Source organism: Phytobacter cepae, assembly GCF_054165735.1.
In genome coordinates this window covers 4,180,310-4,205,988 of sequence record NZ_CM135107.1, presented here as the reverse complement: position 1 = coordinate 4,205,988, position 25,679 = coordinate 4,180,310, and the positions used below count along the sequence as shown (strand labels likewise).

Sequence of the window (25,679 nt, the reverse complement as noted above, 5' to 3'; positions counted from 1 at the left end):
CGTGATTGATAAAACCGCCTTTATTCATCCTTCTGCCATTGTTGAAGACGGTGCCATTATTGGTGCTAATGCTCACATTGGCCCGTTTTGTATTGTTGGTGCTAACGTCGAGATTGGCGAAGGCACCGTACTGAAGTCTCATGTCGTGATAAACGGCCACACCAAAATTGGTCGTGATAACGAGATTTATCAGTTCGCTTCCATCGGGGAAGTTAACCAGGACCTGAAATACGCTGGTGAACCGACTCGTGTGGAAATTGGCGATCGCAACCGCATTCGCGAAAGCGTCACCATTCACCGTGGCACGGTACAAGGCGGCGGATTAACGAAGGTGGGCAGTGACAACCTGATGATGGTTAATACGCACGTTGCGCATGACTGTACAGTGGGTAATCGCTGCATCCTCGCGAATAACGCTACGCTGGCAGGGCATGTCTCCGTTGATGATTTTGCGATCGTCGGCGGGATGACCGCAGTGCACCAGTTCTGCATCATCGGGGCGCACGTTATGGTGGGCGGCTGCTCCGGCGTCGCTCAGGACGTGCCGCCGTACGTGATTGCTCAGGGCAACCACGCAACACCGTTCGGCGTGAATATCGAAGGGTTGAAGCGCCGCGGCTTTAGTCGTGAAGCGATTCATGCGATTCGTAACGCGTACAAGCTGCTTTACCGCAGTGGAAAAACGTTTGATGAAGCGAAACCTGAAATAGCCGAACTGGCGGAGCAGCATCCGGAAGTGAAAGCCTTCACTGAATTCTTTGAGCGCTCCACGCGTGGCCTGATTCGGTAATGGTCGAGCATCGCCCGTTAACGATTGCCCTCGTCGCCGGAGAAACCTCCGGCGATATTCTTGGTGCCGGTCTTATCCGTGCGCTACGTGCGCGTGTACCCAATGCCCGCTTTGTTGGAGTCGCGGGTCCATTAATGCAGGCTGAAGGGTGCGAAGCCTGGTATGAAATGGAAGAGTTGGCCGTCATGGGGATTGTCGAGGTGCTTGGACGGTTGCGTCGTTTGTTGCATATTCGCGCCGATCTTACTCGCCGCTTCACAGCGCTCCAGCCCGACGTCTTTGTCGGCATTGATGCACCTGATTTCAATATCACCCTTGAAGGGAATTTGAAAAAGCAGGGTATCAAAACCATTCACTATGTCAGCCCGTCTGTGTGGGCCTGGCGACAGAAACGTGTTTTCAAAATAGGCAGATCCACCAATCTTGTTCTGGCATTTCTGCCTTTCGAAAAAGCGTTTTACGACAAATTTAATGTGCCTTGCCGCTTTATCGGCCACACCATGGCGGATGCCATGCCACTGGACCCGGATAAAAATGCGGCGCGGGACACGTTAGGCATTCCTCACGACGCCCATTGCCTCGCATTACTGCCGGGCAGTCGTGGCGCTGAAGTCGAAATGCTCAGCGCTGACTTCCTGCGCACGGCACAAATTCTGCGTCAGCATTATCCTGACCTCCATGTTGTCGTGCCGTTGGTCAATGCCAAAAGGCGTGAACAGTTCGAGCGTATTAAGCAGGAGACTGCCCCTGATTTGCAGGTCCATATGCTTAACGGCATGGCGCGGGAAGCGATGATCGCCAGTGATGCTGCGCTGCTGGCATCCGGCACCGCTGCGCTGGAATGTATGCTGGCGAAGTGTCCGATGGTGGTGGGCTATCGCATGAAACCGTTCACTTTCTGGCTGGCGAAACGGCTGGTGAAAACCGAATACGTTTCCTTGCCGAATTTGCTCGCCGGGCGTGAACTGGTCAAAGAGCTGCTGCAGGAAGAGTGTCAGCCCCCGTTGCTGGCAGAAGCGTTGCTCCCGCTGCTGGCAAATGGCAAGGCGCACCATGCAATGCATGACATTTTCCGCGAGTTGCATCTGCAAATACGCTGTAACGCCGATGAACAGGCCGCTGAAGCCGTACTGGAGTTGGCACAATGATAGAATTTGAGTACCCACACACGCATCTGGTTGCGGGTGTGGATGAAGTCGGTCGCGGGCCGCTGGTGGGCGCCGTGGTGACCGCTGCGGTCATCTTAGATCCTGCACGTCCCATCATTGGGCTTAATGACTCCAAAAAATTATCTGAGAAGCGCCGCCTGGCGCTATTTGATGAGATTAAAGAGAAGGCGCTGGCCTGGAGTCTTGGCCGTGCAGAACCGTGTGAAATCGACGAGCTGAACATTCTGCATGCCACTATGCTGGCGATGCAGCGTGCCGTTGCGGGCTTGCAGATTGTGCCTGAATATGTGCTTATCGACGGCAATCGCTGCCCGACGCTGCCCATGCCGTCTCTGGCGGTGGTAAAGGGAGACAGCCGGGTGCAGGAAATCAGCGCGGCGTCTATTCTTGCCAAAGTATCGCGTGATGCGGAAATGGCAGCTCTGGATTTAACCTTCCCGCAGTATGGTTTTGCGCAGCACAAAGGCTACCCGACCGCTTTTCATCTGCAGAAGCTGGTTGAACATGGCGCAACCGAACATCACCGGCGCAGTTTTGGCCCGGTCAAACGCGCGTTGGGCCTTGTGTCCTGATTCTTGTCACAAGTTAACACCGGAATCTGAAAATGGCTGAACCACGTTTCATACACCTGCGGGTGCATAGCGACTATTCCATGATTGACGGGCTGGCGAAAACCGGACCGCTGGTAAAAAAGGCGGCCGCGCTCGGCATGCCTGCGCTGGCGATCACCGATTTTACTAACCTGTGTGGTCTGGTGAAGTTTTATGGAACAGCCCATGGCGCGGGTATGAAACCCATCGTCGGCGCTGATTTTCATGTGCAGAGCGAAGTGCTTGGCGATGAACTGACGCAACTCACGGTGCTCGCGGCCAACAACGACGGTTATCAGAATCTGACGCTACTTATCTCGCGTGCTTATCAGCGTGGATATGGCGCTGCAGGCCCCTGGATTGACCGCGACTGGCTTATCGAGCACAAAGAGGGGCTGATCCTGCTTTCCGGCGGCCGCATGGGCGATGTGGGACGAAGCCTGCTGCGTGGCAACGCCCCCCTGGTCGATCAATGCGTCAGCTTCTACGAAACGCATTTCCCGAACAGCTACTATCTGGAACTGATCCGTACCGGACGTGCGGATGAAGAGAACTATCTGCATGCTGCGGTAGAGCTGGCGGAAGCGCGCGGCCTGCCCGTGGTTGCGACCAACGATGTCCGCTTCATTGACGGCGGTGACTTCGACGCCCACGAAATTCGTGTTGCCATCCATGACGGCTTTACCCTCGACGATCCCAAGCGTCCTCGTAATTATTCGGCGCAGCAATACATGCGCACCGAAGATGAGATGTGTGAGCTGTTTGCCGACATCCCTGAAGCGCTGCAAAACAGCGTGGAAATCGCCAAGCGTTGTAACGTCACCGTGCGCCTCGGTGAGTACTTCCTGCCGCAGTTCCCAACGGGTGACATGACTACCGAAGACTTCCTGGTGGCCAAATCGAAAGAGGGGCTGGAAGAGCGTCTGGAGTTCCTGTTTCCGGACCCGGCCGTTCGCGCTGAGAAGCGCCCGGAGTACGACGAGCGTCTGGACATTGAGCTTCAGGTTATCAACCAGATGGGGTTCCCTGGCTACTTCCTGATCGTTATGGAGTTTATCCAGTGGTCAAAAGACAACGGTGTGCCTGTAGGGCCCGGACGCGGTTCTGGTGCGGGCTCGCTGGTGGCGTACGCGCTGAAAATTACCGACCTCGACCCGCTGGAATTTGATCTGCTGTTCGAACGTTTCCTCAACCCGGAACGTGTTTCCATGCCTGACTTCGACGTTGACTTCTGTATGGAGAAGCGCGATCAGGTCATCGAACACGTATCGGAAATGTACGGGCGTGATGCGGTTTCGCAAATTATTACCTTTGGTACGATGGCGGCGAAAGCGGTTATCCGCGACGTAGGCCGTGTGCTGGGGCACCCGTACGGCTTCGTTGACCGTATCTCCAAACTGGTGCCGCCCGATCCGGGCATGACGCTGGCAAAAGCCTTTGAGGCAGAGCCACAACTGCCGGAAATCTATGAGGCTGACGAAGAAGTTAAAGCGCTCATCGATATGGCACGCAAGCTGGAAGGGGTGACGCGTAACGCCGGCAAGCATGCGGGTGGGGTTGTTATCGCCCCCACCAAAATTACCGATTTTGCGCCGCTTTATTGCGATGAAGCGGGTCATCACCCGGTAACCCAGTTTGATAAAAACGATGTTGAGTACGCAGGGCTTGTGAAGTTCGACTTCCTCGGTCTGCGTACATTGACCATCATCGACTGGGCGTTAAAGATGATCAACCCACGGCGGATAAAGCAGGGGCTTGAACCTATCGATATCGCCGCTATCCCGCTGGACGATAAGAAAAGTTTCGATATGCTGCAACGCTCGGAGACCACGGCGGTCTTCCAGCTTGAATCCCGCGGCATGAAAGATTTGATCAAACGTCTGCAGCCAGACTGCTTCGAAGACATGATCGCACTGGTGGCCCTGTTCCGTCCAGGCCCGCTGCAGTCCGGGATGGTAGATAACTTTATTGACCGTAAACACGGCCGTGAAGAGATCTCGTATCCGGACGTGCAATGGCAGCATGAATGCCTTAAGCCGGTACTCGAACCCACCTACGGCATTATCCTGTATCAGGAACAGGTCATGCAGATTGCTCAGGAACTCTCCGGTTACACCCTCGGCGGCGCGGATATGCTGCGTCGTGCGATGGGTAAGAAAAAGCCGGAAGAGATGGCCAAGCAGCGTGGCACCTTCGAAGAAGGGGCGAAGAGCCGCGGCGTTGACGGTGAGCTGGCGATAAAAATCTTCGACCTGGTGGAGAAATTCGCCGGTTACGGATTTAACAAATCGCACTCTGCTGCCTATGCTTTAGTCTCCTACCAGACGCTGTGGCTCAAAGCCCACTTTCCCGCTGAGTTTATGGCGGCGGTCATGACTGCCGATATGGATAACACGGAAAAAGTGGTGGGTCTGGTAGATGAATGCTGGCGAATGGGGCTTAAAATCCTGCCGCCGGACATTAATTCCGGTTTGTACCACTTCCATGTCAATGATGACGGGGAAATCGTGTATGGTATCGGCGCGATTAAGGGCGTGGGTGAAGGCCCAATCGAAGCGATCATCGAAGCGCGTAACGAAGGTGGGTACTTCCGCGAGTTGTTTGATCTCTGTGCCCGCACCGACACCAAAAAACTGAACCGCCGGGTGCTGGAAAAACTGATCATGTCCGGGGCATTTGACCGCCTTGGACCGCACCGCGCCGCGTTAATGAACTCATTAGGCGACGCGTTGAAAGCGGCCGATCAGCATGCCAAAGCGGAGGCCATTGGCCAGGCAGATATGTTTGGCGTGCTGGCCGAAGAGCCGGAGCAGATTGAGCAGTCTTATGCGAATTGTCAGCCCTGGCCGGAACATACAGTACTGGAAGGTGAGCGTGAAACCTTAGGACTCTATCTGACGGGTCACCCCATCAACCAGTATTTGAAAGAAATCGATCGCTATGTCGGCGGCCTTAGGCTAAAAGACATGCACCCAACCGAGCGTGGCAAGGTCACCACGGCGGCGGGGCTCGTGATTGCTGCAAGGGTAATGGTCACCAAACGCGGCAATCGTATCGGCATCTGTACTCTGGATGACCGTTCCGGGCGATTAGAGGTGATGCTATTCACCGAAGCGCTGGAAAAGTACCAGCATTTGCTGGAAAACGACCGCATACTTATCGTCAGCGGACAGGTCAGCTTTGATGACTTCAGCGGTGGGCTTAAAATGATGGCCCGTGAAGTGATGGATATTGACGAAGCCCGTGAAAAATATGCTCGCGGGCTTGCTATCTCGCTGACGGACAGGCAAATTGATGACCAGCTTTTGACCCGACTCCGTCAGTCTCTGGAACCCCATCGCTCGGGGACAATTCCAGTACATCTCTACTATCAGAGGGCGGATGCACGAGCACGATTGCGTTTTGGCGCGACGTGGCGTGTCTCTCCGAGCGATCGTTTATTAAACGATCTCCGTGGCCTTATTGGTTCGGAGCAGGTGGAACTGGAGTTTGACTAATACAGGAATACTATGAGTCTGAATTTCCTTGATTTCGAACAGCCGATTGCTGAGCTGGAAGCGAAAATCGATTCTCTGACCGCGGTGAGCCGTCAGGATGAAAAACTGGATATTAACATTGACGAAGAAGTGCATCGTCTGCGTGAAAAAAGCGTAGAACTGACGCGCAAAATCTTCGCCGATCTCGGCGCATGGCAGGTAGCCCAGCTGGCACGCCATCCGCTGCGTCCATACACCCTGGATTACGTCCGCCTTGCGTTTGATGAGTTTGACGAACTGGCTGGCGATCGTGCTTACGCTGATGACAAAGCCATCGTGGGCGGTATTGCTCGCCTTGACGGCCGTCCAGTGATGATCATTGGTCATCAGAAAGGTCGCGAAACCAAAGAAAAAATTCGTCGTAATTTTGGTATGCCTGCACCAGAAGGCTACCGTAAAGCGCTGCGCTTGATGGAAATGGCCGATCGTTTCAACATGCCGATTATCACCTTCATCGACACGCCGGGTGCTTATCCGGGTGTCGGTGCGGAAGAACGTGGTCAGTCTGAAGCGATTGCCCGTAACCTGCGTGAAATGTCTCGCCTGAACGTGCCGGTCATTTGTACCGTCATTGGCGAAGGCGGTTCCGGCGGCGCGCTGGCGATTGGGGTGGGTGATAAAGTGAATATGCTGCAGTACAGCACCTATTCCGTTATCTCTCCGGAAGGCTGTGCCTCCATTCTGTGGAAGAGCGCAGATAAAGCCCCTCTGGCCGCAGATGCAATGGGTATCATTGCCCCGCGTCTGAAAGAGCTGAAACTGATCGACTCCATTATTCCGGAACCGTTGGGCGGCGCCCATCGTAACGCGGAAGCGATGGCGGCTTCTTTGAAAGCACAACTGATCGCCGATCTGGCCGATCTTGATGTGCTGAGCAAAGAGGATCTGCGTAATCGTCGTTACCAGCGTCTGATGAGCTACGGTTACGCCTGATTTGCGCGAAAGATCATTCTGAAAAGCCACACTCCGGTGTGGCTTTTTTTATATCGATGGTTTACCTCAACTATGCTTAACGCATGTTTTTTAAGGAGGTAGGCGTGAATATTATTGCCATCATGGGGCCGCACGGCGTTTTCTACAAAGACGAGCCCATCAAGGAGCTTGAACAGGCGCTTGAGAAACAAGGCTTTCAGCTTATCTGGCCACAAAACAGTAATGACCTGCTGAAATTTATTGAGCATAACCCGCGTATTTGCGGCGTCATTTTTGACTGGGATGAATACGACCTCGAATTATGTAGTGAGATTAATCAGCTCAACGAGTATCTGCCGCTGTATGCCTTTATTAATACGCATTCGACAATGGACGTCACTGCTCAGGATATGCGAATGGCGCTGTGGTTCTTTGAGTATGCGCTGGGAATGGCAGAGGATATTGCGACGCGTATTGAGCAGTACACGCGTGAATATCTCGACAACATTACCCCGCCTTTCACCCGAGCCTTGTTCAATTATGTGAAAGAGGGGAAATATACCTTCTGCACGCCCGGGCATATGGGCGGTACGGCTTACCTCAAAAGCCCGGTGGGGTGCCTGTTTTACGATTTCTTCGGTGGGAATACGCTCAAGGCGGACGTGTCCATCTCGGTGACTGAACTGGGATCGCTGCTGGATCACAGTGGTCCGCATCTGGAGGCGGAAGAGTACATCGCCCGCACCTTTGGCGCAGAGCAGAGCTATATGGTCACCAATGGTACCTCTACGTCGAACAAAATTGTCGGGATGTATGCCGCGCCCGTGGGCAGTACTTTGCTCATCGATCGTAACTGCCACAAATCTCTCGCACATTTGTTGATGATGAGCGACGTCACGCCGATTTGGCTAAAGCCGGGGCGGAACGCGCTGGGTATTCTGGGCGGTATTCCGCGCCAGGAGTTTACCCACGCCAGTATTGAACAAAAGGTCGCGACAACGCCGGGAGCGAGCTGGCCTGCCCATGCGGTGATCACCAATTCGACTTACGATGGCCTGCTCTACAACACCGACTGGATTAAAAAGACGCTGGATGTCCCCTCGATTCATTTCGATTCAGCCTGGGTGCCGTACACCAACTTTCATCCCATCTATGCTGGCAAAAGCGGAATGAGCGGAGACCGAGTGCCGGGCAAGGTGATATTTGAGACCCAGTCGACGCACAAAATGCTGGCGGCGTTATCGCAGGCCTCACTGATTCATGTGAAAGGCGATTATGACGAAGACACCTTCAATGAAGCCTTTATGATGCACACCTCCACCTCGCCCAGCTACCCGCTGGTGGCCTCTATTGAGACAGCGGCGGCGATGCTGCGGGGGAATCCTGGTAAACGCCTGATTAACCGCTCGGTAGAGCGTGCGCTGCATTTTCGCAAGGAGGTCCAGCGTCTCAAAGATGAAGCTGATAGCTGGTTCTTCGATATCTGGCAGCCGGAAGAGATTGATGAGGCGGATTGTTGGCCGGTTGCGCCCGGCGCGGAGTGGCACGGATTCCGCAATGCTGATGCGGATCATATGTTCCTCGATCCGGTGAAGGTGACCATCCTGACGCCCGGCATGGACGAGCAAGGTAACATGAGCGAAGAGGGGATCCCCGCTGCGCTGGTGGCAAAGTTTCTCGACGAACGCGGTGTGGTGGTGGAAAAGACGGGCCCCTATAATCTGTTGTTCCTGTTCAGTATTGGCATCGATAAAACCCGCGCCATGGGGTTGCTACGCGGCCTGATGGAATTCAAGCGCGCTTATGATTTGAACCTGCGGGTGAAGAATATGCTGCCGGATCTCTATGCTGAAGATCCAGATTTCTACCGCAACATGCGTATCCAGGATCTGGCGCAGGGGATCCACAAACTGATCCGCCAGCACGATCTTCCTCAGCTTATGCTCAGGGCCTTTGACGTCTTACCTGAAATGAAGATGACGCCTCATCAGGCATGGCAGAAACAGATCCGTGGTGATGTGGAAACCATTGAACTGGAAAAACTCACCGGACGCATATCCGCCAACATGATCCTCCCCTATCCGCCAGGTGTGCCGTTACTGATGCCAGGGGAAATGATCACTGAACAGAGTCGCTCGGTGCTCGATTTTCTGTTGATGCTCTGTGCAATAGGCCGCCATTACCCTGGCTTTGAAACGGATATCCATGGGGCGAAGCGGGGTGAGGACGGCGTGTATTGGGTACGTGTCTTAAAAAAACCCTAGCCTCTTGCGGGTCATCTCTCCCAAAGGTAACGTGCTGCAAGATAACAGGAGGCACTATGCTGGGTTTAAAACAGGTACACCATATCGCCATCATTGCGACAGACTACAAAAAGAGCAAAGCATTCTACTGCGACATTCTGGGCTTTTCGCTGCAAAGTGAATTCTATCGGGAAGAGCGTGATTCATGGAAAGGTGATCTGGCGCTGAATGGGCAATATGTGATTGAGCTCTTTTCATTTCCGTTCCCGCCTGCACGAGCCAGCGGGCCTGAATCCTGTGGATTACGCCATCTGGCATTTAGTGTGGAAGATATCGATCGGGCGGTGGCGCATCTTGAGGCGAACCATGTTCCCTGTGAAGCCATTCGCATTGATCCCTTTACCGGTAAACGGTTTACCTTTTTCAAAGATCCAGACAATCTACCGCTGGAGCTCTACCAGCAGTAACTCTTGCCACTTCTTGCAATGCCCGGTAACGTGCCGGGCATGAACCTCATTTCGGTTAGCGCTATGACCCTGCCATTACTGACTCATCTTCCTGCTTCGCAGCGCCAGTTTCTGGTGGCCTTTAGCGGTGGGCTGGATTCCACGGTCTTGTTGCATCGGTTGGTGTTATGGCGCAAACAACGTCCCGACATCAGCCTGCGCGCCATTCATATTCACCATGGTCTGAGCCCTCATGCAGATAGTTGGGCCGAACATTGCCAGCGGTTATGCGAACACTGGCAGGTTCCATTGGTCGTGCGTCGAGTTCAGCTCGTGGACGAAGGCAAGGGCGTTGAGGCGCAGGCAAGAAAAGCGCGTTACAGCGCATTTGAAGATGCAATTTTGCCAGGCGAAGTGCTGCTTACGGCGCAACATCTTGACGATCAATCCGAGACCTTTCTGCTGGCGTTAAAGCGCGGTAGCGGTCCGGCAGGGCTGGCCAGTATGCCAGAGGCGATGCCCTTTGCAGCAACGCAGTTGTTAAGGCCGTTATTGCATGTAACGCGCGCATCACTGGTCAACTGGGCACAACGCCACGACTTACGGTGGATTGACGACGAAAGTAATGCCGACGACCGCTACGATCGTAATTTCCTGCGGCTGCACGTTCTACCGCAGCTCACTACCCGCTGGCCGCATTTTGCCGACGCGGTGGCCCGCAGCGCGGCATTATGTGGAGAGCAGGAGCAGCTACTCGACGAGCTTCTGGCAGAGGAACTGGCCGCTGCAATGGACCATGACGGCGGGCTGCTGATTGCGGCGTTAAGGCCGTTAAGCGCAGTCAGGCGAAGTGCTCTCTTACGCCGCTGGCTGGCATCGCAGCGTGCGCCGATGCCGTCGCGAGAAATGCTTACCCGGATCTGGGACGAGGTCGCCCTTGCCAGAGACGATGCCGAACCTTGCCTGCGCCTGGGGCGTCTCGATCTTCGCCGCTATCAGGGGCGATTATGGCTGGTGAAGGGGCTACCGATTCTGCGTGAAAAAGTTATCGACTGGCCTTCTCCGTATGCACCGCTGGTGCTGCCGGAGGGGTCTGGTACGCTCTCGCTTGTTCCGGGCGTAGAAGTGCGTCTCCCCTTGGCGGAAGAGCGCGTGACCATTCGCTTTCAGGCGAGTGGCACATTGCACATCGTGGGTCGTAACGGTGGGCGTAAACTCAAAAAGATCTGGCAAGAACTCGGCGTAGCGCCCTGGCTTCGCGACACGACGCCATTGTTGTTTTATGGCGAAACGCTGATTGCGGCGGCCGGGCATTTTGTGACGCGGGAAGGGGCGGTACAGACGGGAGAAAACGGCTTACAACTGCAGTGGGAAAAGTAACGGGCAGTCTCAGCTGCCCGCAGGAGAACGTCAGGATTCACTCACCACAACGGTGCCGATTTCCGGGTGACTGAAGCTGGCGATTTTGTCGAGGCGCAGTTCACGCGTCGCCCCGGCTGTTTCAACCAGCAGATACTCCACGTTTTTACGCGAGACCAGATCGCTGGCTTTCGCCTGCAACTCTTCACCATCTTTCAGCGTCAGCGTCAGTAAGAGATGATGCTGACAGGCGAGTTCCAGGTTGTCATAGTCATCACAATTGATGGGTTGATAGGTATCATTCATTGACATAATCGCTCACCAGTAAGTTCGCGGCAGCATATGCCGCCTTTTCCCTGACCGACTCTGAAACGGTATCGTCCGATGCCATCTCATTCAAAACGTTCAATACGCATCCCAGTGCATCCGGTATATACCCCAAATCTCCGCTGGCAATTTCCGCATAACGCTTACGTATTAGTTCACAATAATTTCCCACATGTCCTCCTGTAAGCGCTCTGGCTTTGCTGTGAGATACCATTAAGCCTACGAAGATACGCTCTGTTTCGCAAGGTGACTATACCACAGCCAGCTAATCATTATCAGAGCGATGAATCGTATGAAGCATAAGAGATAACAGCGCGTTATAGCTTTATTCGCTACAATAGCGGCTGTTTTGCTCAGGAGGCGGTATGGCATTAAAAGCAACAATTTATAAAGCGACAGTGAATGTGGCTGATTTGGATCGTAATCAATTTCTGGATGCCACCCTGACGCTTGCTCGTCATCCTTCCGAAACGCAGGAGCGTATGATGCTGCGCCTGCTGGCGTGGTTAAAATTCGCTGATGAGCGGTTGCAGTTCACCCGTGGGTTGAGCGCGGAAGATGAGCCTGAGGCGTGGCTGAGAAACGATCATTTGGGTATCGATTTGTGGATTGAGTTGGGACTACCCGATGAGCGGCGAATCAAAAAAGCCTGTAGCCAGTCTCAGGACGTCGCGCTGTTTACCTATAATGACAGGGCGGCACAAATCTGGTGGCAGCAGAATCAGACAAAACTCGCCGGATTTAAAAATCTGAGCATCTGGTATCTCGATGATGAACAGCTCGCGAAATTGAGCGCGCTGGCCGGGAGGACGATGACATTACAGGCAACGATTCAGGACGGAACTATCTGGCTCAGTGACGCTCAAAACAATCTGGAAATTCAGTTTACGACCTGGCAGCATCACCAATGATTGAGATATCCCGTCATGCCAGCATTGCGGATGACGAGCTGGAAATAACGGCCGTTCGTGCCCAGGGCGCAGGCGGTCAGCATGTGAACAAAGCCTCGACGGCGATTCACCTGCGTTTTGATATTCGTGCCTCCAGCCTGCCTGATTTTTATAAAGAGCGGTTGCTTGGGGCCTCGCATCATCTCATCACTGCCGAAGGGGTGGTGATCATCAAAGCCCAGGAGTACCGCAGTCAGGAGATGAATCGTGAAGCCGCAGTTGCCCGGCTGGTCGCACTCATTAAAGAGCTGACGGTGGTACAAAAAAGCCGTCAGGCAACGCGCCCAACGCGCGCCTCGAAAGAGCGGCGTCTGGCGACAAAGTCACAAAAATCTTCCGTTAAAGCGCTACGTGGAAAAGTCCGTCGTCCACCTGAGTGATGGACGCAGACAGAACGATTCATAAGGAATAGAGAGTGAAAAAAGCGATTTTGTCACTGGCGGCGGTCATGACACTCTTCGGACTGATGGGATGTAATAACCGGGGAGAAGTCCAGGTTGTCTCACCTGCGCAACAACAAGAACTCAAACCGATGCAGCAAAGCTGGCGGGGGACTCTACCCTGTGCCGACTGTGAAGGGATTGATACCTCACTTTTTCTTGAGAAAGACGGCACCTGGGTAATGAATCAGGGCTATCAGGGCGGGAAAGCCGCTGCAGAATTTGCCGCCTATGGCGCCTGGGCGCGCACGGCGGACAAACTGGTCTTAACGGATGCAAAAGGCGAAAAGCTGTACTTCCGGGTTAAAGGCGACGCGCTGGAAATGTTAGATCGTGAAGGTAACCCGATTGATTCTCAACTTAATTACACGTTGCAGCCGATGAAATCGTCATTGCCATCAACGCCAATGGCGATGCGGGGGATGTACCTTTACTCAGTGGGTGCTGCCACGTTTACGGACTGCGCCACCGGTAAACGGATCGCGGTTAATCCTGATACTCAGCTTGAACAGAAGTTTAGTGAGGCGCGGGGCAACCGTCATCAGGCGGTATTATTGGAAGTGGAAGGGCACTTTACCCAGAAACCCAACCCGGACACCGGTGCACTGGTGAAAACACTGGTGGCGGATAAAAACGCGACATTCCTTGCGGGAAAAGAGTGTAATCATCCATAAAAAAAGGCCTCGCATGCGAGGCCTTTTTACTACCGGCGCGGGTTAGCCTTTAATGGCGTTAACCAGGAAGTTCATGATGTCACCCGTCTTGATCATTTGCTTCTCGCCGCTGCGACGGTATTTGTATTCAATATCGTCGCTATCAAGGTTGCGGTCACCAATAACGATGGTGTGAGGAATACCAATAAGCTCCATGTCTGCAAACATGACGCCTGGACGCTCTTTACGATCGTCCATCAGTACATCGATACCCTGCGCACGCAGTTCGTTATAGAGCTTCTCTGCCAGTTCTTGTACACGGTAAGATTTGTGCATGTTCATTGGCAAAATGGCTACCTGGAACGGCGCAATAGCTTCTGGCCACAGGATGCCACGATCGTCAAAGTTCTGCTCAATGGCGGCGGCCACTACGCGAGTTACCCCGATGCCGTAGCAGCCCATGGTCAAGGTCTGGTTACGCCCATCTTCACCCTGCACGGATGCTTTCATCGCTTCGGAGTACTTAGTACCTAGCTGGAAGATGTGGCCCACTTCGATACCGCGTTTGATCAGCAGCGTACCTTTACCGTCTGGGCTTGGGTCACCGGCAACCACGTTACGAATATCAGCCACTTCTGGCGTAGCAACATCGCGATCCCAGTTGATGCCGAAGTAGTGTTTTCCGTCGATATTAGCGCCGGCCGCGAAATCGCTCATCACAGCAACGGTACGGTCGATAATGACCGGAACCGGCATTTTGATTGGGCCGAGAGAGCCTGGACCGGCTTTCACCAGCGCACGAATCTCTTCTTCCGTTGCGAAGGTCAGCGGGCTGGCAACCTGTGGCAGCTTTTCCGCTTTCACTTCGTTCAGCTCGTGATCGCCGCGAACCAGCAGGGCAACCAGCGGAGACTTGCTACCTTCTACCGCTTTCACCAGCAGCGTTTTCACGGTTTTCTCGACTGGCAGATTGAACTGCTCAACCAGCTCAGCGATGGTTTTCGCGTTTGGCGTATCAACCAGCGTCATTTCCTGAGTGGCGGCTGCGCGAGGCTCTTTCGGTGCCACGGCTTCAGCGAACTCGATGTTTGCCGCGAAGTCGGATGAGTCAGAGAAGATCACATCATCTTCGCCGCTCTGCGCCAGCACCTGGAATTCGTGGGAAGCGCTGCCGCCGATAGAACCTGTGTCAGCCTGTACCGCGCGGAAATCCAAACCCATACGGCTGAAGATTTTGCTGTAGGCGGCATACATTGCGTCGTAGGTTTCCTGCAGGGATTCCTGAGAGGTATGGAAAGAGTACGCATCTTTCATCAGGAATTCGCGGGAACGCATCACGCCGAAACGTGGACGCACTTCGTCACGGAATTTGGTTTGGATCTGATAGAAGTTCAGCGGCAGCTGTTTGTAAGAGCTAAGCTCGTTACGAATCAGATCGGTGATCACTTCTTCGTGTGTCGGGCCGAGTACGAATGGACGCTCGCCACGGTCGGAAATACGCAGCAGCTCCGGGCCATACTGCTCCCAACGACCGCTCTCTTGCCACAGCTCAGAAGGCTGAACCACCGGCATTAACACCTCGATCGCACCGGCGTTATTCATCTCTTCACGCACGATGTTTTCGACTTTTTTCAGGACGCGCACGCCGGTCGGCAGCCAGGTGTATAACCCGGAGGCCAGCTTGCGGATCATCCCGGCGCGCAGCATCAGCTGATGACTGATAACCTCGGCGTCGGCAGGTGTCTCCTTCAGAGTGGAGAGCAGGTATTGGCTAGTACGCATGTTGTTACGTTTCCAGTTGGACGAGTAGAACAGACTCAAAGGGAGCCTGATTTAAAAAAAGTGCTTCAGTTTACCAGCGAGGCCGGAATGTCAAAAGTAGAGGCAGGAGAAATTAACGGTCTTCCAGCGCAAAGACTTCGAAACCCGCTTCGGTTACCCGCCAGCGAACATTGAAATCCAGTAGCCAGACGGCATAGGTTTTTCCCTGTTCTTCACCTTTTCGGTAGGCTGGACGAGGATCCTGGGCCAGCACTTCGCAAATAAAGGATGAAAGGCGAGGGTAACGCTTTTCAAGCCCCGGTAACAGTGCTTCAACCTCTGGACTGAACATGACGGGCATTTCGGCACCAGGAGCATGTTGCGCGTAACTGGCCCGTGCGTCGGGAAGGGCTTCAGCGAACGGTAGATAGGGTTTGATATCGACAACGGGTGTGCCATCGACCAGGTCCAGGCTGCCAAGCTGCAATATGACCTGATCCTTTTCGCAGCGAATACCGTTGAGCTCAACCAGCGACATGCCAACAGGATTAGGACGGAAGGTCGAACGGGTAGCAAAAACGCCCATTCTGGCGTTTCCTCCCAGACGGGGAGGTCGAACGGTTGGCCGCCAGCCACCGTCCATCGTCTGGTGGAAAATAAACAAAACCCACAGATGGCTGAATGCTTCAAGTCCGCGAACGGCCTCGGCGTGGTTATAAGGGGCGATAAGATGCAATTCGCCGCTTCCCGCCTTGACCAGTCCAGGCTGACGGGGAACGGCAAATTTTTCTTTATACGGGGAGCGAATGACGCCTATCTGTTCAAAAGAAAACGCGGTCATTTCGCCGATACGTTAAGGGCGGATCCCACACATACGGCCTGACGATAACAACCCGGCGTACCGCTGGTGACTTCGCAGCTATGCAGCAGAACCGCGTTTGCTTTCATTTTAGAGGCGTTAATTTGCAGACGTTTGCGCGCAGTTGGGATATTCGGTGGCGAATCCTGATTGCTGGCCTGGCAAGAATCACCGGTGACTTCTCCTAAATCGCGAAACGTTTTACCCACTAAGTCTTCAGCGTTAGTAATGATTCTGACAGGAGCTTGACGCGGCGGTTTTGGTTTTGCCGGTTCCACTTTTGGAGGCGTCGCGGTGCTTTTAACGGGTTCGACGGGAGATCTGCTTAGCATTGAACAGCCGCTCAGCATGAGTGCCAATAAACAGATCGGTAAAGCACGCATAATATATCCTCAGTAAAATTCTCAACGTCGCTTATTGAATCAGGTGCTTGAGCAAATGACAAGACGGGCTTACGCCCGTCCTGAAGGATAATGCAGAAGAGGGAAATTACCAGCCTTTAACTGCACCACCATTGAATACTTTGTTTGCAGCTTCGTATACTTCATCCGACTGATAAGCCTGGACAAATTTCTTCACGTTTTCAGCGTCTTTATTATCTTCGCGGCTAACGATCAGGTTTACGTATGGGGAATCTTTGTCTTCAACGAAGATGCCATCTTTCGCTGGGGTCAGGTTGATCTGGCTGGCATACGTGGTGTTAATCACCGCCAGGGCAATTTGAGCATCGTCCAGAGAGCGCGGCAGCTGCGGGGCTTCCAGTTCAACAATCTTCAGGTTTTTTGGGTTCTCAGTGACGTCCAGAACGTTCGGCAGCAAACCAACACCTTCTTTCAGTTTGATCAGGCCCTGTTTTTGCAGCAGCAGCAGGGAGCGGCCAAGGTTTGTTGGGTCATTTGGTACGGCAACCTGCGCGCCTTCCTGCAGTTCATCAATAGATTTAATTTTCTTGGAGTAGCCTGCAATCGGGTAAACGAAGGTATTGCCCACGCCGACCAGCTTGTAACCACGATCTTTAATCTGCTGATCCAGGTATGGCTTATGCTGGAAAGCGTTAACATCGATATCGCCTTTGCTCAGCGCTTCGTTCGGCAATACGTAGTCGTTGAACGTAACCAGTTCTACGTCCAGGCCATATTTCTCTTTTGCTACTTTTTGGGCAACTTCAGCAACCTGCTGTTCTGCACCAACAATCACGCCCACTTTGATGTGGTTAGGATCCTTTTCATCCTGACCGCAGCCCACCAGGGCCAGCGAGCCAATCAGCGCACCTACTGCCGCAAAGGTTTTGAATTTAAACGCCATGTGTTTTTCCTTTCTCAGAGTCGTTGTGTTGTGAACCACATTATTTATGCGTAACAGAGCGAACGATACGATCGCCTGCAAACTGAATTAAGTAAACCAGAATCACCAGCAGGGCCAGCACGGTGTTCATCACTACCGCGTTATAGCCGATGTAGCCGTACTGATAGCCAATTTGCCCCAGGCCACCCGCACCCACGGCTCCTCCCATCGCGGAGTAACCGACCAGGGTAATCAGGGTGATGGTTGCGGCGTTCACCAGTCCCGGTAATGCTTCCGGCAGCAGCACCTTGCGTACAATTTGCATCGGTGTCGCACCCATAGCGCGGGATGCCTCGATAAGACCGGTGGGGATCTCCAGCAGGGCATTTTCTACCATACGGGCAATAAAGGGTGCTGCACCAACCGTTAACGGCACAATCGCTGCCTGCAGACCGATGGAGGTACCGACTACAATACGGGTGAATGGGATCATCCAGACCAGTAAGATAATAAAAGGAATAGAACGGAAGATATTCACCAGCGCGGATATTGTGCGGTACAGCTTCGCGTTTTCAGAAATTTGCCCGGGACGCGTGACATAAAGGAGTACGCCGACCGGTAGGCCTAATACAAAACCGAAAAAGCCGGACACGAAGGTCATTGCCAGCGTTTCCCAGACACCCTTCACCAGTAACCACATCATTGGCTCAGACATAACCCAGCACCTCTACTTTTACATGGTGTTCTTTAAGCCAGGTAATGGCCGCTTGCGTATCCTGCTGAGTGCCATGCATTTCGGTCAGCATGATGCCGAACTTAACGCCACCGGCGTAATCCATCTGCGCGCTAATAATGTTGTTATTCACATTAAAGCGGCGAGCTGTTTCGGACAGCAGCGGCGCATCTACTGACTGGCCGGTAAATTCCATACGCAGCATCGGTACGCTGTCTGCCAAAGGCTGCTCTTTCAGGCGCTGCAGATAGTCTTCTGGAATGTCGAGGTGCAGTGTCGATTGAATAAACTGCTGCGCCAGCGGCGTTTTGGGATGTGAGAAGACTTCACTCACCGTGTCCTGCTCAATCAATTCACCATTGCTGATGACGGCAACGCAATCACAAATGCGTTTTACGACATCCATTTCATGGGTGATCAACAGAATCGTCAGGCCGAGACGGCGGTTAATGTCTTTAAGGAGCTCGAGAATAGAACGAGTGGTAGCCGGATCCAGTGCGCTGGTGGCCTCATCGCACAGTAACACTTTAGGATTGCTTGCTAATGCACGGGCGATCGCAACACGTTGCTTTTGACCACCGGAGAGATTCGCCGGGTAGCTGTCATGCTTATCACCCAGGCCAACCAGATCAAGCAGCTCTTTCACACGGCGGTTAATTTCTTCACGCGGTGTGTTATCCAATTCTAGAGGCAGCGCGACGTTGCCGAAGACCGTACGAGAGGCGAGCAAATTAAAGTGCTGGAAAATCATGCCAATCTGGCGGCGGGCTTTGGTCAGTTCTGATTCAGAAAGCGCGGTCAGTTCCTGACCACCTACCTGAACACTCCCCTGGGTTGGGCGTTCCAGTAAATTAACGCAGCGAATCAGCGTACTTTTACCGGCACCCGATGCGCCTATGACGCCATAAATTTGCCCGGCAGGAACGTGCAGGCTGACATTGTTCAGTGCCTGAATCGATCTCGTCCCCTGCTGGAACACTTTGGTGATATTCGAAAGTTTAATCATTAGATTATTTTTATCGTATTAAGAGTGAGCCGTGGCATTTTGTTCTGCCGGTTACGGTCATTGACCGTAAACAGAGCGGATGTTAGGGCATCCAGACGTCTAAATCAATCACACCCTGTGAGATGAGCACTTTCCTGCCAGGGGAAACATGAGATAATGAAAGGACATGCCTTATTCAGGAGCAAACCGGTGGCAAAATCAGTACCTGCAGTTTTTCTCGATCGTGATGGCACAATTAATGTCGATCACGGCTATGTCCATGAAATCGACAATTTTGAGTTTATTGATGGTGTCATTGATGCCATGCGTGAACTAAAGGCAATGGGTTTCGCCCTGATTGTAGTCACTAACCAATCCGGCATAGCCCGTGGCAAGTTTACTGAAGCGCAGTTTGAGACGCTCACCGAATGGATGGACTGGTCGCTGGCCGATCGCGACGTTGAATTAGACGGCATCTATTATTGTCCGCACCATCCGCAGGGAACCGTGGAAGAGTTCCGCCAGACGTGCGACTGCCGTAAACCGCACCCGGGGATGTTCATCTCTGCACGCGATCATTTGCACATCGATATGTCTGCTTCTTATATGGTTGGCGATAAAATTGAAGATATGCAGGCAGCAAATGCAGCGCAGGTGGGGACGCGTGTGCTGGTTCGAACCGGTAAACCCGTCACGCCAGAAGCAGAAAGTGCAGCAGATTGGGTGATTAATAGCCTTGCAGAGCTGCCTGCAGCCATCAAAAAGCATCAAAAATAGCCGTTGTGATGAAAAGATGAGCGGTTGAAATAAAAATGCATTTTTCCGCTTGTCATTCATCGGGAGCTCCCTATAATGCGCCTCCATCGACACGGCAGATGTGAATCACTTCACACTAAACAGCCGGTTCGGTTGAAGAGAAAAAATCCTGAAAATCAGGGTTGACTCTGAAAGAGGAAAGCGTAATATACGCCACCTCGCAACGGTGAGCGAAAGCCGCGTTGCACTGCTCTTTAACAATTTATCAGACAATCTGTGTGGGCACTCAAAGTGACATGGATTCTTAATGTCTCCGGACAATAAATGAATACCAAGTCTCAAAGAGTGAACACGTAATTCATTACGAAGTTTAATTCTACGAGCATCAAACTTAAATTGAAGAGTTTGATCATGGCTCAGATTGAACGCTGGCGGCAGGCCTAACACATGCAAGTCGAACGGTAGCACAGAGAGCTTGCTCTCGGGTGACGAGTGGCGGACGGGTGAGTAATGTCTGGGAAACTGCCTGATGGAGGGGGATAACTACTGGAAACGGTAGCTAATACCGCATAACGTCGCAAGACCAAAGAGGGGGACCTTCGGGCCTCTTGCCATCAGATGTGCCCAGATGGGATTAGCTAGTAGGTGGGGTAACGGCTCACCTAGGCGACGATCCCTAGCTGGTCTGAGAGGATGACCAGCCACACTGGAACTGAGACACGGTCCAGACTCCTACGGGAGGCAGCAGTGGGGAATATTGCACAATGGGCGCAAGCCTGATGCAGCCATGCCGCGTGTATGAAGAAGGCCTTCGGGTTGTAAAGTACTTTCAGCGGGGAGGAAGGCGATACGGTTAATAACCGTGTCGATTGACGTTACCCGCAGAAGAAGCACCGGCTAACTCCGTGCCAGCAGCCGCGGTAATACGGAGGGTGCAAGCGTTAATCGGAATTACTGGGCGTAAAGCGCACGCAGGCGGTCTGTCAAGTCGGATGTGAAATCCCCGGGCTCAACCTGGGAACTGCATTCGAAACTGGCAGGCTTGAGTCTTGTAGAGGGGGGTAGAATTCCAGGTGTAGCGGTGAAATGCGTAGAGATCTGGAGGAATACCGGTGGCGAAGGCGGCCCCCTGGACAAAGACTGACGCTCAGGTGCGAAAGCGTGGGGAGCAAACAGGATTAGATACCCTGGTAGTCCACGCTGTAAACGATGTCGACTTGGAGGTTGTTCCCTTGAGGAGTGGCTTCCGGAGCTAACGCGTTAAGTCGACCGCCTGGGGAGTACGGCCGCAAGGTTAAAACTCAAATGAATTGACGGGGGCCCGCACAAGCGGTGGAGCATGTGGTTTAATTCGATGCAACGCGAAGAACCTTACCTACTCTTGACATCCAGAGAACTTAGCAGAGATGCTTTGGTGCCTTCGGGAACTCTGAGACAGGTGCTGCATGGCTGTCGTCAGCTCGTGTTGTGAAATGTTGGGTTAAGTCCCGCAACGAGCGCAACCCTTATCCTTTGTTGCCAGCGGTCCGGCCGGGAACTCAAAGGAGACTGCCAGTGATAAACTGGAGGAAGGTGGGGATGACGTCAAGTCATCATGGCCCTTACGAGTAGGGCTACACACGTGCTACAATGGCATATACAAAGAGAAGCGACCTCGCGAGAGCAAGCGGACCTCATAAAGTATGTCGTAGTCCGGATCGGAGTCTGCAACTCGACTCCGTGAAGTCGGAATCGCTAGTAATCGTGGATCAGAATGCCACGGTGAATACGTTCCCGGGCCTTGTACACACCGCCCGTCACACCATGGGAGTGGGTTGCAAAAGAAGTAGGTAGCTTAACCTTCGGGAGGGCGCTTACCACTTTGTGATTCATGACTGGGGTGAAGTCGTAACAAGGTAACCGTAGGGGAACCTGCGGTTGGATCACCTCCTTACCTTAAAGAACCTGCCTTTGTAGTGCTCACACAGATTGTCTGATGAAAATTAGCAGTAAAGCAATCTCTGCAGGCTTGTAGCTCAGGTGGTTAGAGCGCACCCCTGATAAGGGTGAGGTCGGTGGTTCAAGTCCACTCAGGCCTACCAAATTTTCCCTGAATGCTGCGTTGTGAAACAGCTCGCATACCTCAGTATGCTTCGCCGTTACACGCCTTGCCTCAGGAAAAATTCCGGTAAACAGAGATTCAGTATTACGATGGGGTTATAGCTCAGCTGGGAGAGCGCCTGCCTTGCACGCAGGAGGTCTGCGGTTCGATCCCGCATAGCTCCACCATCCTTTACTGCACATGATAAGAAAACTTCAGAGTGTACCTGAAAAGGTTCACTGCGAAGTTTTGCTCTTTAAAAATCTGGATCAAGCTGAAAATTGAAACGACACATCGTGTCTGTTCTCCGTAATAAGAACAGAATGACGGTGTGTTCGAGTCTCTCAAATTTTCACGACACTGAACGGTGTTTTACGAAACATCTTCGGGTTGTGAGGTTAAGCGACTAAGCGTACACGGTGGATGCCCTGGCAGTCAGAGGCGATGAAGGGCGTGCTAATCTGCGATAAGCGTCGGCGAGGTGATATGAACCTTTGACCCGGCGATACCCGAATGGGGAAACCCAGTGTGTTTCGACACACTATCATGTCATGAATACATAGTGGCATGAGGCGAACCGGGGGAACTGAAACATCTAAGTACCCCGAGGAAAAGAAATCAACCGAGATTCCCCCAGTAGCGGCGAGCGAACGGGGAGGAGCCCAGAGTCTGAATCAGCATGTGTGTTAATGGAAGCGTCTGGAAAGTCGCACGATACAGGGTGAAAGTCCCGTACATGAAAGTGCATATGTTGTGAACTCGAAGAGTAGGGCGGGACACGTGGTATCCTGTCTGAATATGGGGGGACCATCCTCCAAGGCTAAATACTCCTGACTGACCGATAGTGAACCAGTACCGTGAGGGAAAGGCGAAAAGAACCCCGGCGAGGGGAGTGAAAAAGAACCTGAAACCGTGTACGTACAAGCAGTGGGAGCACCTTCGTGGTGTGACTGCGTACCTTTTGTATAATGGGTCAGCGACTTATATTCTGTAGCAAGGTTAACCGTATAGGGGAGCCGCAGGGAAACCGAGTCTTAACTGGGCGTTAAGTTGCAGGGTATAGACCCGAAACCCGGTGATCTAGCCATGGGCAGGTTGAAGGTTGGGTAACACTAACTGGAGGACCGAACCGACTAATGTTGAAAAATTAGCGGATGACCTGTGGCTGGGGGTGAAAGGCCAATCAAACCGGGAGATAGCTGGTTCTCCCCGAAAGCTATTTAGGTAGCGCCTCGTGAATTCATCTTCGGGGGTAGAGCACTGTTTCGGCTAGGGGGTCATCCCGACTTACCAACCCGATGCAAACTACGAATACCGAAGAATGTTATCACGGGAGACACACGGCGGGTGCTAACGTCCGTCGTGAAGAGGGAAACAACCCAGACCGCCAGCTAAGGTCCCAAAGTCATGGTTAAGTGGGAAACGATGTGGGAAGGCACAGACAGCCAGGATGTTGGCTTAGAAGCAGCCATCATTTAAAGAAAGCGTAATAGCTCACTGGTCGAGTCGGCCTGCGCGGAAGATGTAACGGGGCTAAACCATGCACCGAAGCTGCGGCAGCGACGCTTATGCGTTGTTGGGTAGGGGAGCGTTCTGTAAGCCGTTGAAGGTGACCTGTGAGGGTTGCTGGAGGTATCAGAAGTGCGAATGCTGACATAAGTAACGATAAAGCGGGTGAAAAGCCCGCTCGCCGGAAGACCAAGGGTTCCTGTCCAACGTTAATCGGGGCAGGGTGAGTCGACCCCTAAGGCGAGGCCGAAAGGCGTAGTCGATGGGAAACAGGTTAATATTCCTGTACTTGGTGTTACTGCGAAGGGGGGACGGAGAAGGCTATGTTAGCCGGGCGACGGTTGTCCCGGTTTAAGCATGTAGGCGGAGGTTCCAGGTAAATCCGGTACCTTTTTAACGCTGAGGTGTGATGACGAGGCACTACGGTGCTGAAGTAACAAATGCCCTGCTTCCAGGAAAAGCCTCTAAGCATCAGGTAACACAAAATCGTACCCCAAACCGACACAGGTGGTCAGGTAGAGAATACCAAGGCGCTTGAGAGAACTCGGGTGAAGGAACTAGGCAAAATGGTGCCGTAACTTCGGGAGAAGGCACGCTGATGGTAGGTGAAGCGACTTGCTCGTGGAGCTGAACTCAGTCGAAGATACCAGCTGGCTGCAACTGTTTATTAAAAACACAGCACTGTGCAAACACGAAAGTGGACGTATACGGTGTGACGCCTGCCCGGTGCCGGAAGGTTAATTGATGGGGTTATCCGTAAGGAGAAGCTCTTGATCGAAGCCCCGGTAAACGGCGGCCGTAACTATAACGGTCCTAAGGTAGCGAAATTCCTTGTCGGGTAAGTTCCGACCTGCACGAATGGCGTAATGATGGCCAGGCTGTCTCCACCCGAGACTCAGTGAAATTGAACTCGCTGTGAAGATGCAGTGTACCCGCGGCAAGACGGAAAGACCCCGTGAACCTTTACTATAGCTTGACACTGAACATTGAGCCTTGATGTGTAGGATAGGTGGGAGGCTTTGAAGCGTGGACGCCAGTCTGCGTGGAGCCAACCTTGAAATACCACCCTTTAATGTTTGATGTTCTAACGTAGACCCGTGATCCGGGTTGCGGACAGTGTCTGGTGGGTAGTTTGACTGGGGCGGTCTCCTCCTAAAGTGTAACGGAGGAGCACGAAGGTTAGCTAATCCTGGTCGGACATCAGGAGGTTAGTGCAATGGCATAAGCTAGCTTGACTGCGAGAGTGACGGCTCGAGCAGGTGCGAAAGCAGGTCATAGTGATCCGGTGGTTCTGAATGGAAGGGCCATCGCTCAACGGATAAAAGGTACTCCGGGGATAACAGGCTGATACCGCCCAAGAGTTCATATCGACGGCGGTGTTTGGCACCTCGATGTCGGCTCATCACATCCTGGGGCTGAAGTAGGTCCCAAGGGTACGGCTGTTCGCCGTTTAAAGTGGTACGCGAGCTGGGTTTAGAACGTCGTGAGACAGTTCGGTCCCTATCTGCCGTGGGCGCTGGAGAATTGAGGGGGGCTGCTCCTAGTACGAGAGGACCGGAGTGGACGCATCACTGGTGTTCGGGTTGTCATGCCAATGGCATTGCCCGGTAGCTAAATGCGGAAAAGATAAGTGCTGAAAGCATCTAAGCACGAAACTTGCCCCGAGATGAGTTCTCCCTGACCCTTTAAGGGTCCTGAAGGAACGTTGAAGACGACGACGTTGATAGGTCGGGTGTGTAAGCGTAGCGATACGTTGAGCTAACCGATACTAATGAACCGTGAGGCTTAACCTTACAACGCCGAAGCTGTTTTGGCGTGATTTGAGAGATTTTCAGCTTAGATTCAGAGTCCGAAGGATTTTGCGCTGAGACAAGGCGGCAAACGCAGTGACGGAAGGAGCATACTGAGGTATGTGACTGACGTTCACAAGAGCAGCCAACGCAGTATCAGCACAAAAGCCACAGGACAGAGCACAAAGAATTTGCCTGGCGGCACTAGCGCGGTGGTCCCACCTGACCCCATGCCGAACTCAGAAGTGAAACGCCGTAGCGCCGATGGTAGTGTGGGGTCTCCCCATGCGAGAGTAGGGAACTGCCAGGCATCAAATTAGCAGTAAACCGGGGCAATAAACCGGTGTGTGACGAAATTCGGTGGAGCGGTAGTTCAGTCGGTTAGAATACCTGCCTGTCACGCAGGGGGTCGCGGGTTCGAGTCCCGTCCGTTCCGCCACTTATTAAGAGCCGCATCTCATATGAGATGCGGTTTTTTTGCCTTTCAGTCTTTACACTCACCATAAA

The 25,679-nt window shown here is 53.0% G+C and carries 20 protein-coding genes, 3 tRNA genes and 3 rRNA genes; 18 read left to right on the top strand and 8 right to left on the bottom strand.

Translation table 11 applies throughout. The features are described 5' to 3' along the window. Position 1 precedes the first annotated feature (1 nt). From lpxA to tilS, 8 genes are all read left to right on the top strand, one after another. Positions 2-790, top strand: coding sequence for an acyl-ACP--UDP-N-acetylglucosamine O-acyltransferase (gene lpxA / locus ACUY4Q_RS19800; RefSeq protein ID WP_458044396.1), 789 nt, complete (start codon positions 2-4; stop codon positions 788-790). Next, positions 790-1,938 carry a lipid-A-disaccharide synthase gene (gene lpxB, locus ACUY4Q_RS19795; RefSeq protein WP_458044395.1) on the top strand — a complete coding sequence of 383 codons (1,149 nt, stop codon included), beginning with the start codon at positions 790-792 and terminating at the stop codon, positions 1,936-1,938. Before lpxA ends, lpxB begins: the two co-directional genes overlap by 1 nt. Continuing rightward, positions 1,935-2,531: a ribonuclease HII gene (gene rnhB / locus ACUY4Q_RS19790; protein ID WP_458044394.1), complete on the top strand. Its 597-nt coding sequence runs from the start codon at positions 1,935-1,937 to the stop codon at positions 2,529-2,531. Before lpxB ends, rnhB begins: the two co-directional genes overlap by 4 nt. 32 nt (positions 2,532-2,563) lie before the next feature. Next, entirely contained in the window at positions 2,564-6,046 is a 3,483-nt protein-coding gene (gene dnaE, locus ACUY4Q_RS19785) for a DNA polymerase III subunit alpha (RefSeq protein ID WP_458044393.1), read from the top strand. Between the two features lie 12 nt (positions 6,047-6,058). Then, a complete protein-coding gene (gene accA, locus ACUY4Q_RS19780; protein ID WP_437433345.1) occupies positions 6,059-7,018 on the top strand; it encodes an acetyl-CoA carboxylase carboxyl transferase subunit alpha in 960 nt (319 codons plus the stop codon). Positions 7,019-7,122: 104 nt separating this feature from the next. Beyond that, the gene (locus tag ACUY4Q_RS19775; protein ID WP_458044392.1) at positions 7,123-9,261 is read left to right on the top strand and encodes a lysine decarboxylase LdcC; all 2,139 of its coding nucleotides are present in this window, start codon (positions 7,123-7,125) and stop codon (positions 9,259-9,261) included. A gap of 56 nt (positions 9,262-9,317) precedes the next feature. After that, positions 9,318-9,707 (top strand): VOC family protein, encoded by a 390-nt coding sequence (locus tag ACUY4Q_RS19770; RefSeq protein ID WP_458044391.1) that lies wholly within the window; start codon positions 9,318-9,320, stop codon positions 9,705-9,707. A 63-nt stretch (positions 9,708-9,770) separates the two neighbouring features. Continuing rightward, a complete protein-coding gene (gene tilS, locus ACUY4Q_RS19765) occupies positions 9,771-11,066 on the top strand; it encodes a tRNA lysidine(34) synthetase TilS (protein WP_458047397.1) in 1,296 nt (431 codons plus the stop codon). A 30-nt stretch (positions 11,067-11,096) separates the two neighbouring features. Here tilS and rof read toward each other — a convergent pair whose 3' ends face one another. Further along, positions 11,097-11,357, bottom strand: coding sequence for a Rho-binding antiterminator (rof, locus tag ACUY4Q_RS19760; protein ID WP_458044390.1), 261 nt, complete (start codon positions 11,355-11,357; stop codon positions 11,097-11,099). Then, positions 11,344-11,544 (bottom strand): YaeP family protein, encoded by a 201-nt coding sequence (locus tag ACUY4Q_RS19755; RefSeq protein ID WP_458044389.1) that lies wholly within the window; start codon positions 11,542-11,544, stop codon positions 11,344-11,346. The genes rof and ACUY4Q_RS19755 overlap by 14 nt, the downstream gene beginning before the upstream one ends. 193 nt (positions 11,545-11,737) lie before the next feature. On the opposite strand from ACUY4Q_RS19755, the gene ACUY4Q_RS19750 reads away from it, so the two are divergent. Genes ACUY4Q_RS19750 through nlpE form a run of 3 tightly spaced genes read left to right on the top strand, consistent with a single transcriptional unit; the run spans position 11,738 to position 13,436 of the window. After that, positions 11,738-12,283: a YaeQ family protein gene (locus ACUY4Q_RS19750; RefSeq protein WP_458044388.1), complete on the top strand. Its 546-nt coding sequence runs from the start codon at positions 11,738-11,740 to the stop codon at positions 12,281-12,283. Beyond that, on the top strand, positions 12,280-12,702 hold the full coding sequence (gene arfB, locus ACUY4Q_RS19745; RefSeq protein WP_458044387.1) for an alternative ribosome rescue aminoacyl-tRNA hydrolase ArfB: 423 nt from the start codon (positions 12,280-12,282) through the stop codon (positions 12,700-12,702). The genes ACUY4Q_RS19750 and arfB overlap by 4 nt, the downstream gene beginning before the upstream one ends. A gap of 35 nt (positions 12,703-12,737) precedes the next feature. Then, positions 12,738-13,436, top strand: coding sequence for an envelope stress response activation lipoprotein NlpE (gene nlpE, locus ACUY4Q_RS19740; protein ID WP_458044386.1), 699 nt, complete (start codon positions 12,738-12,740; stop codon positions 13,434-13,436). 42 nt (positions 13,437-13,478) lie between these two features. On the opposite strand, the gene proS is transcribed toward nlpE, so the two are convergent. From proS to metN, 6 genes are all read right to left on the bottom strand, one after another. Further along, complete coding sequence (proS, locus tag ACUY4Q_RS19735; RefSeq protein ID WP_458044385.1) at positions 13,479-15,197, bottom strand: proline--tRNA ligase; 1,719 nt, start codon at positions 15,195-15,197, stop codon at positions 13,479-13,481. Between the two features lie 112 nt (positions 15,198-15,309). Beyond that, a complete protein-coding gene (tsaA, locus tag ACUY4Q_RS19730) occupies positions 15,310-16,017 on the bottom strand; it encodes a tRNA (N6-threonylcarbamoyladenosine(37)-N6)-methyltransferase TrmO (protein ID WP_458044384.1) in 708 nt (235 codons plus the stop codon). Beyond that, positions 16,014-16,418, bottom strand: a complete 405-nt coding sequence (gene rcsF, locus ACUY4Q_RS19725) for an envelope stress sensor lipoprotein RcsF (protein ID WP_458044383.1) — start codon at positions 16,416-16,418, stop codon at positions 16,014-16,016. Before rcsF ends, tsaA begins: the two co-directional genes overlap by 4 nt. 106 nt (positions 16,419-16,524) lie before the next feature. Continuing rightward, complete coding sequence (gene metQ, locus ACUY4Q_RS19720) at positions 16,525-17,340, bottom strand: methionine ABC transporter substrate-binding lipoprotein MetQ (protein ID WP_458044382.1); 816 nt, start codon at positions 17,338-17,340, stop codon at positions 16,525-16,527. Between the two features lie 40 nt (positions 17,341-17,380). Next, complete coding sequence (locus ACUY4Q_RS19715) at positions 17,381-18,034, bottom strand: methionine ABC transporter permease MetI (protein WP_458044381.1); 654 nt, start codon at positions 18,032-18,034, stop codon at positions 17,381-17,383. Then, positions 18,027-19,058, bottom strand: a complete 1,032-nt coding sequence (metN, locus tag ACUY4Q_RS19710; protein ID WP_458044380.1) for a methionine ABC transporter ATP-binding protein MetN — start codon at positions 19,056-19,058, stop codon at positions 18,027-18,029. The genes ACUY4Q_RS19715 and metN overlap by 8 nt, the downstream gene beginning before the upstream one ends. Before the next feature lie 189 nt (positions 19,059-19,247). Between metN and gmhB the strand changes: the two genes are divergently transcribed. From gmhB to ACUY4Q_RS19675, 7 genes are all read left to right on the top strand, one after another. Further along, positions 19,248-19,814, top strand: coding sequence for a D-glycero-beta-D-manno-heptose 1,7-bisphosphate 7-phosphatase (gene gmhB / locus ACUY4Q_RS19705; RefSeq protein WP_458044379.1), 567 nt, complete (start codon positions 19,248-19,250; stop codon positions 19,812-19,814). A gap of 372 nt (positions 19,815-20,186) precedes the next feature. After that, positions 20,187-21,726 (top strand): 16S ribosomal RNA (locus tag ACUY4Q_RS19700). 71 nt (positions 21,727-21,797) lie between these two features. Next, positions 21,798-21,874, top strand: a tRNA-Ile gene (locus tag ACUY4Q_RS19695). 111 nt (positions 21,875-21,985) lie between these two features. Beyond that, a tRNA-Ala gene (locus tag ACUY4Q_RS19690) sits at positions 21,986-22,061 on the top strand. Between the two features lie 208 nt (positions 22,062-22,269). After that, positions 22,270-25,175, top strand: a 23S ribosomal RNA gene (locus ACUY4Q_RS19685). Positions 25,176-25,366: 191 nt separating this feature from the next. After that, positions 25,367-25,482 (top strand): 5S ribosomal RNA (gene rrf, locus ACUY4Q_RS19680). Together the 16S, 23S and 5S rRNA genes with 3 tRNA genes alongside form the textbook arrangement of a ribosomal RNA operon. Positions 25,483-25,534: 52 nt before the next feature. Further along, positions 25,535-25,611, top strand: a tRNA-Asp gene (locus ACUY4Q_RS19675). The last annotated feature ends 68 nt before the right edge of the window (positions 25,612-25,679 follow it).